The 12931-nt window shown below is 68.0% G+C and carries 9 protein-coding genes; 2 read left to right on the top strand and 7 right to left on the bottom strand.

Translation table 11 applies throughout. The features are described 5' to 3' along the window. Positions 1-19: 19 nt before the first annotated feature. The 6 genes from ACFY5A_RS09845 to ACFY5A_RS09820 all read right to left on the bottom strand — a co-directional run bounded on the left by ACFY5A_RS09845 (position 20) and on the right by ACFY5A_RS09820 (position 6304). Positions 20-994 (bottom strand): carbohydrate kinase, encoded by a 975-nt coding sequence (locus ACFY5A_RS09845; protein ID WP_387233558.1) that lies wholly within the window; start codon positions 992-994, stop codon positions 20-22. Then, on the bottom strand, positions 994-2205 hold the full coding sequence (locus tag ACFY5A_RS09840; protein ID WP_387233555.1) for an ADP-dependent glucokinase/phosphofructokinase: 1212 nt from the start codon (positions 2203-2205) through the stop codon (positions 994-996). The genes ACFY5A_RS09845 and ACFY5A_RS09840 overlap by 1 nt, the downstream gene beginning before the upstream one ends. A gap of 37 nt (positions 2206-2242) precedes the next feature. Further along, a complete protein-coding gene (locus tag ACFY5A_RS09835; protein ID WP_105672727.1) occupies positions 2243-3106 on the bottom strand; it encodes a ketose-bisphosphate aldolase in 864 nt (287 codons plus the stop codon). Positions 3107-3150: 44 nt separating this feature from the next. Then, positions 3151-3996 carry a carbohydrate ABC transporter permease gene (locus ACFY5A_RS09830; RefSeq protein WP_105672726.1) on the bottom strand — a complete coding sequence of 282 codons (846 nt, stop codon included), beginning with the start codon at positions 3994-3996 and terminating at the stop codon, positions 3151-3153. A 2-nt stretch (positions 3997-3998) separates the two neighbouring features. Further along, entirely contained in the window at positions 3999-4922 is a 924-nt protein-coding gene (locus ACFY5A_RS09825; RefSeq protein WP_105672725.1) for a carbohydrate ABC transporter permease, read from the bottom strand. A gap of 83 nt (positions 4923-5005) precedes the next feature. Continuing rightward, entirely contained in the window at positions 5006-6304 is a 1299-nt protein-coding gene (locus ACFY5A_RS09820) for a sugar ABC transporter substrate-binding protein (RefSeq protein ID WP_105672724.1), read from the bottom strand. 225 nt (positions 6305-6529) lie between these two features. On the opposite strand from ACFY5A_RS09820, the gene ACFY5A_RS09815 reads away from it, so the two are divergent. Continuing rightward, a complete protein-coding gene (locus ACFY5A_RS09815; protein WP_341940010.1) occupies positions 6530-7336 on the top strand; it encodes a DeoR/GlpR family DNA-binding transcription regulator in 807 nt (268 codons plus the stop codon). A gap of 78 nt (positions 7337-7414) precedes the next feature. After that, the gene (locus tag ACFY5A_RS09810) at positions 7415-8044 is read left to right on the top strand and encodes a glyoxalase (protein ID WP_341940011.1); all 630 of its coding nucleotides are present in this window, start codon (positions 7415-7417) and stop codon (positions 8042-8044) included. 83 nt (positions 8045-8127) lie between these two features. Here the strand turns inward: ACFY5A_RS09810 and ACFY5A_RS09805 are convergent, their stop codons facing one another. Next, on the bottom strand, positions 8128-12762 hold the full coding sequence (locus ACFY5A_RS09805; protein ID WP_387233549.1) for an ExeM/NucH family extracellular endonuclease: 4635 nt from the start codon (positions 12760-12762) through the stop codon (positions 8128-8130). Positions 12763-12931: the final 169 nt, after the last annotated feature.

The raw sequence follows: 12931 nt of genomic DNA, 5'->3' as shown, positions 1-12931 counted from the left end.
CTCAGCTCGGATCACACACCTACGGCGCCGGCGGTCGGGCGATCAGCAGCTCGCCGCGCCCGTCGACGACGACCTCTCCCTCATCGGCGGCGACGAGCAGAACGCTCCCCCGGTGAACGGCCTCGCCGCCCACCTCCATCCGCCCATCCGTCGCCACGACGACGGAGAAGCCCGCGGCGATACCGGTCGCGCCGTCGACTTCGACCCGCTCGAGCCGGAAGTACCGGTCGGCCTCCGCGGGGAACACCGAACCGGCGCGCGGGGCCCGATGCACGAGCGACGCGATCTCGGGCTCCGAGCGTCTGACGGTGGAGACCGCGCTCAGGGCCAGATCGGAGCCGAGGCCGAGATGCCACACATCCTTCGCGTCCAGCTCGTACCCGCGCCACTCCAGGAGGATCGAGAGATCCTCTGGCTGCTGGAGCTCCAGCAGCAGGACGCCCGCACCGATCGCGTGCAGCTCCCCCGGCGGCACCCAGACCACGTCCCCCGGTGCGACCTCGATCTCGTGCAGCAGCGAGAGGAGTCCCTCGGAATCCTGCCGGGAGACGAGATCCGCGAGCACCGCGGCCCCGGCTTCCTGGCGCAGTCCGACGTGGACGACGCCGCCCTCGAGGATGTACCAGGCCTCCGCCTTGCCGTGAGGCCGGCCGAGATGAGCCGCCGCGAAGTCATCGTGCGGATGCGCGTGCACGGGCAGGCGCTGACCGGCGTCGAGGAGCTTGACCAGCAGGCGGGCATCCGCACCCCACCTCTCTACGTGCGCCGCACCGAGCCAGGCGACGGGGTCGTCGGCGATCGCATCCCGCAGCATCCGCCCGTCGGGCAGGACTGTCAGGCCGAGGTCGCTCTCGCCACGGATCGTGGTGATCGACGCGATCCAGTCCTCCGGCTCGCGTGCGGCCGCGGGGGCCTCACCGCGGAACCGCGTGATCCGCACCCCGCCACGGTAGAAGCGTTCACGAGGGCGGTTCGAGGGCAGGGCGATCGGCATCAGGATCGCCGCCCCGTCGCCCGCACGGGTTCGACGTGGCCAGCCAGGAAGCCGCCGACGAACGTGTCCCCCAGCCCGACCGTGGTCGGAGCGAGCACGTCGAGGTGGAACGCCGCGACGCCCGCCGCCTCGGGCAGAGAGCCCTCGACCGCCCTGATCAGCTCGCCGCCGCCCTCATGACGCGGGAGCCCTGTCGTCGCCGCCACGTCGTCGGCCGTGATGCCGTCTCCGAGCCGGTAGCGGGTCGCGGCGACGCTGACGGCGCTGTCGAGAGCCTTCCTGTGGCGCGCGGCCTGCGGGCCCACGGCGACGGCCCAGTAACGCGTGTGCACGACGAGAGCCGGGACCGGGATCAGCGCATGCACCTCGCGCAGCGCATCGGCGACCTCGTCCGCATCGAGCAGCCGCACGGAGCGTCCGACGTACTCCTGGAGCTCGTCCTCGTTCATTCCGTAGACGTCGATCCGCGGCAGCAGCCGCGCACGGACGGTCTCCGAGAACTCGCGCGTGTAGAACCCCGCGTCCTCGTAGTACAGCAGCGCGTCGGCGGGCAGCGTCCGCATCGCGTCCTGCAGCTCGCCGAGGCGCCGCTCGAGGAGCGAGTGGTCCTGCATGGTGTTGAACCCCGAGACCAGGAATCCGCCGGCATCCGTCAGCTCCGCGGAGAGCGCCGGGGCGATGGCCATCTCACGATTGGGAGGATCGTTCGCGAAGATGAGACGGTTCGACGCGGGCGAGACGATATCGGCATCGACGAGCTGCACCTGAGCTCCGGCCGGGTACTGCACGATGAGGTGCGGGTCGAGGGTGTCGGCGTCGGCCGAGCACACGTACGAGACCGCTTCCGGCAGGAGCCTGCGCACCGTGTCGTCGATGCTGACCAGGTGCTGAGTGCTCGGGATGCCGAGTCCGGCGAGCGCGAGCCCTGCGCGCACTCCGGTGCCGCCGAGGGTCACGTCGTACGCGAAGTGCGCGCTGAAGTACTCGATCACCGCCGAGTCGGACACGAACCGCTCCGCTCCTGTCCCCGATGCGACGAACGCGAGGATCGACACGATCAGCGACCTCTCGTCGACGATCGGCGAGGTGGAGGTCACCTCGTGCCTGCGGATCCCGTGAGCCCGCGCCAGCCTTCCGAGCACGGCGGAATCCCACCGCAGCTCGTAGTCGACGGTCCCGCCGAGTCCCAGTACGAGTCTTCGCCTGCCCACGTCGCCGATCATCCTTCTGTCGCGCCCGTCCTGCCGCTCAGTACAGCGGAGCCTTGCCGTCCGCCCCGAACAGCTCGATCTTCTCCGCCGCGGTGACCTTCATCGCCGCGATCGGCTCGGGCTGGATCGCGTTCGGCTCCCGAAGGCGCTCGTCCGTCCCCAGGATCTCGCGCATGCGGTTGTGGTACGACACCTTGATGTCGCTGGAGATGTTGATCTTGTTGACCCCCAGCTCGACGGCACGGCGCAGCTCCGCATCGGGGTTCGAGGATCCGCCGTGCAGCACGAGAGGGATGCCGACGGCGGCCTTGATCTCCTCCAGCAGGTCGTGGCGCAGCTCCGGGTTCTTGTCGGCCGGGTAGAGACCGTGCGACGTCCCGATCGCGATCGCGAGGCTGTCGACGCCGGTCTCCTCCACGAACCTCACGGCATCCGCGGGGTTGGTGTAGATGATCTCCGCGGCACCCGACTCGCCGTAGCTGTCGTTGGCGCCGATCGTGCCGAGCTCGCCCTCCACCTGGATGCCCACGGCGTGCGCCGCCTCGACGACCTTGCGGGTGAGTGCCACGTTCTCATCGAAAGGCTGCAGCGACGCGTCGATCATGACCGAGGTGAAGCCGGAGCGGATGGCGGTGATGATCTGCTCGTAGGTGCCGCCGTGGTCCCAGTGGATCGCGACCGGCACGCTGGAGCGGTGCGCCCGCGCGTGCATGGCCGCGATGAGGTCGGTCGTGATGTGGGAGACCTCGTCGGGGTGGATCGCGATGATGACGGGGGCCTCCTTCTCCTCGCTGACGTCCATGATGCCGGTGAACATCGCCCAATCGCTGATGTTGAAGGCGGGGATGGCGAAGTTGTTGGCGTTCGCGACGTCGAGGATGGACTTGCCGGTGTAGAGCACTTGATTCTCCTGTTTCGTGGTGGCGGGTGGCAGCGGCGGAAAAGTCAGCTCTTCACGGACCCGGCCGTGAGCCCGCTGATGAAGTACCGCTGGAAGAAGAGGAAGAGGATGAGGACGGGGATCGAGCCGAGCACGCTCATCGCCATGATCTGGTTCCACTCGTACGAGTGCTGCCCCATGAGGAGCTGGATGCCGATGGGGACGGTGCGCATGTCGATCGACTTGGTCAGCGTCAGGGCGAAGAGGTACTCGTTCCACGCGATCATGAACGTGTAGATCCCGATGGAGACGATCCCGGGCACGGAGATGGGGACGAGCACCCGCCACAGGGCCGTCATCGAACCGGCTCCGTCGACCCTGACCGCCTCGTCGAGCTCGCGGGGAAGGGTGTTGAAGTAGCCGGTCATCATGATGATCGCGTAGGGCAGGGTGAACACCATGTACGTGAGGATGAGCCCCGGGTAGGAGTTGTAGAGGCCGAGGGCGACCATGAGCCCGAAGTACGGGATCAGCAGCGTGATCGGCGGAACGGCCTGGACGCTGACGATCACCACGTTCAGGATGCGCTTGCCCCGGAAGTCGAATCGGCTGAACGCGTAGGCGGCCTGGATGGCGACGACGAGGGTCAGGATCGTGACGGCGCCCGCGACGATGTAGCTGTTGAGGAAGAACCTCATCGTCTCGGGGTTCGTGAAGATCGCGATGTACGCGTCGAACGAGAACGTGTCCGTGATCAGCCGGGGCGGCAGCTCGAAGATCTGCGTGTTCGACTTGAACGAGCTCGACAGCATCCACAGCACGGGGCCGGCGGCGAAGACCGCGCCCAGCAGCAGACCGAGAGTGACCGCGATCTTCGCGACCGTGCGTCGGCGGGTGGCGGTGAGAGCCATGATCAGTCCCTCGCTTTCTGATGACGGACGTAGAACACGGCGAGCACCATCGACATCAGCAGGACCAGCACGGCGGAGGTCGCCGCACTCGAGAAGTCGTACTTCGCGAAGGCGAGCTTGTAGGTGAAGGTGCTCAGCACCTCGGTGACGTCGATCGGACCGCCGCCGGTCGTCATCCAGATGAGGGCGAACTGCTGCGACGTCCAGATGAGGTCGAGCAGCACGAGGCTGACGATGATCGGTCGCAGCTGCGGGATCGTGACGTTCCAGAAGCGCTGCACGGCGCCGGCCCCGTCGACCGTGGCCGCCTCGTTCAGCTCGGTCGGGATGCCCTGGAGACCCGCGAGCAGGCTCACCATGAAGAACGGGTACCCCGCCCAGATGTTGATGAAGATGATGGTGCCGAGGGCGAGCTGCGGGGAGGCCAACCACTCGATGTCGGTGTTGAGCAGGAAGTTGATCACGCCGTTCGGGGCGAGGAGCATGCGCCACAGCACCGCGATGACGGCGACCGTGAAGAGCCACGGGAGGATGTAGAGGGCCCGGAAGACCGCCCGCGACACCCGGCCCAGCAGCGGGCTGTTCAGCATCATCGCGAAGGCGAGACCGAGCACGAGGTGGGCGACGACGCTCGCCACCGTGAACAGGACGGTGTTGCCCGTCGCCTTCCAGAACCGGGGGTCGGAGAGGATCCCCGTGTAGTTCTCGAGGCCGACGAACTCCGGCGACTTGTTCAGGATGACGTTGTCCTGGAAGGAGTACCCGATCACCATGACGATCGGCACGATCATCAGCACGAAGAGCAGGATGATCGTCGGCGAGAGGAAGACGTAGGACTCGGAGGTCTTGCGCAGCTGCCGACGTCGACGCGACAGCGGGGCTCCGGTGACGATCACCTCGGTGTCGTCGGTTGTTCTCAGGCTCATGGGAACCGGTGCTCCTTGGTTGGTCGGGTGCCGCATCGCATCCTGTGCGATGCGGCACCCCGTTCAGAGGGGATGCGGGAGGGTCAGAACTCCGCTTCCCAGGCCTGCTGGGCCTTCTTGAGCGCGTCCGGAATCGACTGCTGCCCGTCGAAGGCGGACTGCAGCTGCTCTCCGAGCTGGCGCATGAGCTCCTCCGCCACGGGGAGTCCGGTGAACTCGTTCGCCGGGTAACCCGCCTGGTAGATGTCGAACGCCGTCTTGAAGAGCTCGTCGTCGTTCACGAAGTCCGGGACGGACTTCGAGTTGCCGGGGAACGCCTTGGCCATCGTCGACAGCTCGGAGTTCGTCTTCTCGCTCATCAGGAACGACACCAGCTTGAACGCCGCTTCCTTGTGCTCGGAGTTCTCTGCGACGCCGATGCCCCAGGAGGCGTAGGGGATGCCGCGCTCGCCGTCGTATCCGTCCTCGGCGGGCAGCGCCGAGATCGAGAACTTCAGATCGGGGTTGGTCTCCCTGATCAGGTTGATGTGCGCGAGCGAGTCGATCATCATGCCGACGCGGCCGTTCGTGAACTCCTCGACCTTGTCCTGCTCCTTCATCGTGAAGGAGCCCGATGCGATCACCCCGTCGTCCCAGAGGCCGCCGATGTACTCGACCGCCGACGTGACGTCGTCGTTGGTGAGATCGGGCTTGCCGTCCTTCAGCATCGATCCGCCGGAGGCCCACACCCAGGACATGACGTCGTTCTGCACGCCGTTCGGCGCCTCGAGCGAGAGCGGGAGCACCCAGCCGGAGACGTCGCCGCCCAGTGCCGAGACCTTCGCGGCCGCGTCGGCGAACTCGCTGCGCGTCGCCGGCGGTGCGTCGACGCCCGCCTGGGCGAGCAGGGTGTCGTTGGTGAACATCGGGTAGACGAAGTTCACCACCGGGATCATGTAGGTGCTGCCGTCGACCTGGATCTGGCTGGCGAGCTCGCTGTCGTCGTAGTCGTACTCCTTCATGAGCGCCGTGAGGTCGGCGATGACCCCCTGCGACGCGAAGTCGTTGACCCAGGCGCCGTCGAGACCGACGACGTCCGGCATGGTGCCGGATGCCGCACCGGCGAACAGCTGCTCCTTCGTGGAGGCGTACGGGCCGCTGACGAGCTTGACGGTGATGCCGGGGTTCTCGTCCTCGAACTTGTCGATCAGCGCACGGAACTCGCCGTCGGGGAGTTCGGGCTCCCACCACTGGGCGAACTCGATCGTGACGTCTCCGCCTGCATCGCCGCCCGATCCGCTGTCGCCGGCGGAGCAGCCGGCTACGGCGAGAACGGTCAGGGTCGCGGTCACCGCACTGGCGAGCGTCAGAGCACGTCGCCGCCCTCGTCCCACTGTCATCATCACTTCTCCTCTTCGAGATCGTGCCGCATCACGCGCCTCAATGCTTGTTCATGCGGTTTTAAGCAATGTTATGCCGAGATATGCGGCCAGGTCAAGAGATTCTCTGCACGATTTCGCGTACAGCCCTGCCGACGCGCGGCCTCGAGGGCGCATGCGCGCATCCCCTTCTTGCTGTTTTCTGCCGCAACATGCGGGAAAAAGCGCACCGTGTGCTAAGAAGACTGCATGGAAGCATCCGGAACCGGCCGCAGACGCCGCCTCCCCGCAGGTCGAAAGGCCGATCTCGCCGCGTACGTCGAGCAGACGGGTCAGGTCACCGTCGCCGACCTCGCCGAGCACTTCGACGTCTCGATCGACACCATCCGCCGGGATCTCGATCAGCTCGACCGGGAGGGCGTGCTGATCCGTACGCACGGCGGCGCGGTGAGCGCCGCCGAGGGGCAACTGAAGGATCGCGCACTCGACGTGCGGCTCCAGATGCAGACGGAGGAGAAGGAGAAGATCGCGCGCGTCGCCGCGGGCCTCATCGACGACGGCGCCGTCGTCATGATCAACGCGGGCACGACGACGCTCGCGCTGGCTCGAGCCCTCCGCAATCACAAGGACCTGACCATCGCGACGAACAATCTCCGCATCCCCGCGGAGATCTCCCCCTCGGCCTTCCGCGACCTCTACGTCTTCGGCGGGGCGGTCAGAGCGATCACCCAGGCGACCACCGGCCCGGTGACGTTCACCATGACCCCCGGGGGCCCCGAGGTCGACATCCGGTGCGACCTGGCTCTCATCGCGGTGGGCGCCGTGGACGAGGCGGGCTACTCGACATCGAACCTGGGCGATGCCGCCATGATGTCGGAGATGATCCAACGGGCGGAGCGGACGGCGATCCTCGCCGACACCTCGAAGCTGGGCCGTCGGCTGTTCGCCCAGGTGGCGCCCCTCGATCGTGCGGACTACCTCGTCACGGACGCGCGCCCGGAGACCGGCATGGCGGAGGCACTCGCCCAGGCCGAGGTCGACGTCCTCACCCCGTGATCGTCGCCGCACGCCCCTCCACCGATCCGGTCAGGAATCGAGAAGCACGCGGAATGCCGCGTCCGTAGCGTCGAGGGCATGAACAGCGCAATCGAATCCCTCACCCTCGACGTCTCCGACGTCACCACCGCTCAGGCCTTCTACGACGCGGCCTTCGGGCTCGGCGACAGGCTGCGATTCCGTGCAGCGGATGCCGAGAGCTCCGGCTTCCGCGGCTACACCCTCTCGCTCGTGGTCGCCCAGCCCGCGAACGTGCACGCGCTCGTCGACGCCGCCGTCGCTGCGGGGGCCACGGTCGTCAAGCCCGTATCGAAGTCCCTCTGGGGCGTCGGCGGCACCGTGCAGGCTCCGGACGGTGCGATCTGGAAGATCGCCACGTCGGCGAAGAAGGACACCGCTCCCCCGAGCCGCGCCGTCGACGAGATCATCCTCTTGCTCGGCGCCGCGGACGTCCTCGCCTCGAAGACGTTCTACACGGAGCGCGGCATCCGCGTCGCGAAGAGCTTCGGTCGCAGCTACGTGCAGTTCGAGACGGGGACGAGCCCCATCGGGCTCGGACTCTACCGGCACGCGTCGCTCGCGAAGGACGCGGGGGTCGCGGCATCCGGTTCCGGCTCGCACCGGCTTAGCATCAACGGCGTGCTCGGAGCAGCCGTCGACCCCGACGGCTTCGTCTGGGCCCCCGTCGAGGCCGGTGCGAGCCTCTGACCTGCGGGCATCCCGTCCCCGCTACAGACGACGGAGGCCGCCGGAATCACTCCCGGCGGCCTCCGCGTTGTTGTCCCTGAAGGTCAGAACCAGCCCTTGATGATGTCCCAGAGCCAGTCGAGGATCGCACCGATGATGCCGCCGATGCCACCCGCCTTGTTCACGGTGACCGTTGCGGTCGCCTTGTCGCCGTCGGCCTGAGCCACCGCCACGGTGTACTTGCCCGCCGGCACGCTCTTCGGCACGACGACCGACGTGCTGAACGTCCCGTCCGCGCGGACCTGGACCGTGCCGAGTGTGAGCGGCTGACCCTTCTTCGGCTGCAGCTGAACCGTCACGGTCTCCCCGGCCTGGTAGCCCTTTCCGGTGATCGTGAGCTTCTTGCCCGCGGTGACCTTCGAGGAGTCCAGGGCGATGGTGCCCGCGAACACGGGCTGACCCGCGATCGTGAACGGCACCTGCGCCGTGGTTCCGGTGCCCGCGACCGAGACCGTGAGCGACGTCGCGCCGTACACACCGGACGGAACCGTGAACGTGAGCGCCGCGCGGCCGACCTCGTCGAAGGTGTCGACGATGGCCGGGTCGATCGCGCCCGTCGCGAGCACGGTGTCGCCGAGCTTCAGCGTCACCTCGCCCGGCGCCTGCTCGCCTGCGCTGAACGCCAGCGAGGAGAGCGACACGGTGACCTGGTCGCCGGCGCTGTAGCCGTCGGCATCCGGGGCGCTGACCGCGACGCCGACCGCACGCTGCGCAAGGTCGGGGGTCGCCGTCTTGTTCGCGTCGAACCAGTCGACCATGGACTGCAGGTCGATCTTGCCGGTGTCGCGCTTGCCCGTGCCGAGCTTGAACGAGGTGAAGTTGTCTCCACCCGCCGCAAGGAACGAGTTCGCCGCCACCGTGTAGTTCGCCGCGGGGTCGACCGGTGCGCCGTTCAGCGTCATCGTCGTGATCCGCGAGCCCTGGGCCGCCGTGGGGTCGTACGTGTACGACAGCTCCTTGGAGACGCCGAGCTTGAGGAACGGACGCGCCGAGCCGGCCGGCTGCCACTGCTCCTCGAGCACGCTCTTCAGCTGGGCGCCCGTGAGCGTCAACGTGACCAGCGTGTTGGCGAACGGCTGGACCGTCGCCGCCTCGCGGTAGGTGACGTTGCCGTTCGGGTCGCTCGCCCCGCTCGACGCGTAGGTGAGGTTCGCGCGGATGCCACCCGGGTTCATCAGCGCCAGGTCGGCGCCGGTGGACCACTTCTGCACGTCGGCGACGAAGTTGCCGATGGTGGACTCGCCACCGCGGTTCTCCGTCTTGCCGTCGCTCTGGCGAGCGCGGTTGAGGTCGCCCGTGATGTCGCCGACCTTGACGGCGCCGAGGATGTCGGCCTCCGCCTTGGCCTTCGCGACGATGTCGGCCACCTCCGGCACTGCCGGGTAGAGCGGCTTGCCGCCCGCGGTGAGGGGCTTGATCTGGTTGGTGATCGAGATCAGGTCCTTCGTCTTCGGGTCGACCTTGATGTTCATCAGGCCGAGGTTCTCGCCGTACTGACCGGCCGAGACGACCGGACGGCCGTCGATGACGTGGTTGTAGGCGAGGTGCGTGTGCGCCGAGACGATGGCGTCCACGTCCTTGTCCACCCCGTAGACGATCTCCCCGAGCGGCGAGTCCGGCGTGATGCTGGACACGTCGACCGTGGCTGCGCCCTCGTGCACGAGGAGGATGACGACATCCGCCTCGCCGTTGGACTCGTCGCCGTCGCGCAGGTCGTCGGCCACGGCGTTCACCGAGTCGACGATGCTGCGGACCTCGAGGTCCTTGATGCCGTCGGGGGACACGAGCGAGTCGAGGTCCTCCGTCACGGCGCCCACGAAGCCGACGCGCACGCCGTCGAGCTCCTTGACCCAGGCCGGGGCGAGTGCAGGCTGCCCGGTCTCGGTGAGGAACACGTTCGAGGAGATGTACTCCCAGTTCGCGCGCTCCTGCACGCGGTCGCGCAGGTCGGCCCAGCCCTGATCGAACTCGTGGTTGCCCGCGGCGCTCACGTCGAGTCCTGCGGCGTTGAGCGCGTCGATGGTGGGGTTGTCGTCGTTGATGAACGAGGTGAACGTCGAGGCGCCGATCAGGTCGCCGGCTCCGGCGAAGATCGTGTTCGGATTCTCCGCGCGGAACTGCTTGACGGCGCCCGCGAGGACCGCGGCTCCGGCAGCGGCCCCGTCGGCCTCGATCCGACCGTGGAAGTCGTTGACCGTGACGACGTCGATGCTCACCGGCGGGGTCGTGGCCGAGACGCCGACGATGATCGGGTCGTGGTCGCTGGAGCGGTAGGGCGTGCCCGACTCGGTGGCGCCGAACGCGTAGCCGCGGTCGCTCCACTCGGGCGAGTTGATGCTCCAGACGCCGGCTCCGGTGATCGACGAGGCGAGCGACGGCGAGGCGATGACGTGGTCGAGCGAGCCGACCTCCCCGTCGAAGCTGTACGTGTGCTCGTCCGCCGCCTTCTCACGCGCGACGTCGCTCCAGCCCGCATCCGTGAAGACCCGGATCGGGTCCTCCTTCGCGTAGGCGTTGAAGTCGCCGATGAGCAGCATGTCGGCGCTGCCCGTGGTCTGCTCGATCTTCTGCGTGAACGCGAGGATCGACTTCGCCTGGGCGACGCGGTCGGCGTTGAAGAAGCCCTGCTCGTCGGCCGGCACCGGGGTGCCGTCCTTGGGGTCGGACTTCGACTTCAGGTGGTTCGCGACGACCGTGACCACACGGCCGTCGACGTCGAACGCCTGGGCGATCGGCTCGCGGGCGTTGCCCCAGACGGTCTCATCCGTGACGGTCATGCTGTCGCCCACCGGGGAGACGGCGCCCTTCTTGTAGATGATCGCGCTGGTGATGTAGTCGGTCGTCGCCGCGTTGTTCAGCGCCGCCGGGGTGTGCACGTAGGCCCAGACATCGCTGCCCGCGGCCTCGTTGAGACCCGCGACCAGATCGGCGAGGGCCGAGTCCAGCGTGCCGCCGAGCTTGACCGAGTTCTCGATCTCCATGAGCGAGACGATCTCGGCGTCGAGGCCGTTGATGGCCGCCACGATCTTCGACTTCTGGATCGCGAACTCCGCAGCGGTCGCCGCTCCTCGCGCGTTCGAGTTCTGGCTCTTCAGCGTCGTGAAGTAGTTGTAGACGTTGAACGACGCGACCTGCACGTCGCCGCCGACGACCGGAGCCTTAGCGGGGCGCGGGTTCGTGGCGGTGAAGCCCACCTTGAGGTCGGCCGACGACGTGCTGTCGATCGGCACCACCGGCTGCAGACGCCAGTCGTCGAAGCTCCACTGCAGCACGTAGCCGTTGTCGCCGAAGTCGACGGTGTCGCCGTTGCGGACGACCGCGTCCTTGGTGAAGTACGGCTGGTCGTTCGGGTGGCCGTTGTTCGTGACCTGGATCGACCATCCGTCATCGAGGAGGATGCGGTTCGCACGGTTGGCGGCGGTGATCGCCGCTGCATCCGGGCCGGGAAGAGCGGCCTCGGTGCTCTTCTGGGCGAGTCCGCCACCCACGTTCAGCCACAGCGCGCCGTAGTTGTACAGCTGGTGGCTGGACGCGACGCGGTAGGTGCCGGTCGGAGCGACGTACATGCTCTCGAACTGCTCGCGTGCGGCGCCGACAGCCGTGTCGGGCAGCGGAGTCGCGGCGGGGACGCCGACGCCCGCCTGCACCACCGAGATCGCGGAGGCGGTCGCGGGGTTCACCTGCGTCTGGCCGAAGTACTCGCTCACGGGGCCCGTGACCGAGACGAGGTCGCCGATCGCGAGGGTCGGGGTGAGCGCGTTCAGGAACACGAAGACGCCGTCGGATGCTCCGGGCGTCGCGTCGTTCGCGCCGCCAGAGCCCTGCGTCTGGATCGTGACGCCCTTGTAGCCGCCCGTGCGGTAGTCGGCGGTGACGACGCCCTCGACCGTGACGGTCTTGCCGTTCAGCGGCGAGACGTCGGTCGTGCCCTGGACCTCGGCGATGGTGGCCTTGGTGGGCTGCGTGCCGGGGTCGGTGCCCGGATCGGTGCCGCCGGAGCCCTGCGGCGTGACCGACGCCGAGAGGGTGAAGTCGACGCTGTTGTTGTCGGTGTCCGTGCCGCCGGTGCGGTTCAGCGACTTCACGTCGGTGTTCCCGGCCGGCGGGGTCGCCGCCGCGGTCTCGAAGGTGTTCGAGGTTCCGTAGCCGAGGACGTCGATGACGCCGGCGGCGCCCGAGGTCGAACCGGGGGCGAGGTTCACCGCGGCGGTGCCGTCGACGAGTGCGATCGTGCCGGAGGAGCCGCTCGGGTTGAGGGTGCTGACGGCATCCGCCTTGGGGAGCGCCGCGCCGTTCGCGCCGTTGCTGCCTCCCTGCACGAGGTAGTAGCCGCCGGCCGGGATCGTGCCGGTGAGGGCGGCGACGCCGGAGAAGGCGGCCGTGCCGGTCGCCGAGCGGTACTGCAGCGACTTGCCGTCGAGCGTGATCGGCGCGGAGGTCGGGTTGTAGAGCTCGACGAACTTGTTGGTGAAGGCCGCGCCGGCGCTGCCACCGGAGAGGTAGGCCTCGTTGATCACCACCCCTGTTCCGTCGGTGCTGGCGAAGGCGGGCGTCGCGACCAGGGAGCCGAGGCTCAGGGCGGCGATGCAGGTCGCAGCGAGAGCGCCGATGCGCCCCCGCTTCCGGTGCGCAGACGAAGCGAGGCCCTCTCGGGCGCCGTCGTCGGGGGCGAAGTTCATTCGGCAGGTCTCCTCGGCGTTGCGGATCTCGTATGCGGAGGACTCTTGTGGAGCCTCCGATCGTGCTCGCCGGTCTCCCAGCCAACACATATGTGTGGGAGCTTACGGACGGGCCCGGACATCCTCAACGCTGTTTGCCGATTCGTCATGCATTGCTCATCCGATCGAC

The organism is Microbacterium sp. NPDC012755 (genome assembly GCF_042901325.1).
GTDB lineage: Bacteria > Actinomycetota > Actinomycetes > Actinomycetales > Microbacteriaceae > Microbacterium > Microbacterium natoriense.
This window is presented reverse-complemented; position numbering and strand designations above follow the sequence as displayed.

Coding starts and splice junctions, on each gene's coding strand:
- ACFY5A_RS09845 (WP_387233558.1), bottom strand. CDS start 994: ATGCCGATCGCCCTGCCCTCGAACCGCCCTCGTGAACGCTTCTACCGT.
- ACFY5A_RS09820 (WP_105672724.1), bottom strand. CDS start 6,304: ATGATGACAGTGGGACGAGGGCGGCGACGTGCTCTGACGCTCGCCAGT.
- ACFY5A_RS09825 (WP_105672725.1), bottom strand. CDS start 4,922: ATGAGCCTGAGAACAACCGACGACACCGAGGTGATCGTCACCGGAGCC.
- ACFY5A_RS09830 (WP_105672726.1), bottom strand. CDS start 3,996: ATGGCTCTCACCGCCACCCGCCGACGCACGGTCGCGAAGATCGCGGTC.
- ACFY5A_RS09805 (WP_387233549.1), bottom strand. CDS start 12,762: ATGAACTTCGCCCCCGACGACGGCGCCCGAGAGGGCCTCGCTTCGTCT.
- ACFY5A_RS09810 (WP_341940011.1), top strand. CDS start 7,415: ATGAACAGCGCAATCGAATCCCTCACCCTCGACGTCTCCGACGTCACC.
- ACFY5A_RS09815 (WP_341940010.1), top strand. CDS start 6,530: ATGGAAGCATCCGGAACCGGCCGCAGACGCCGCCTCCCCGCAGGTCGA.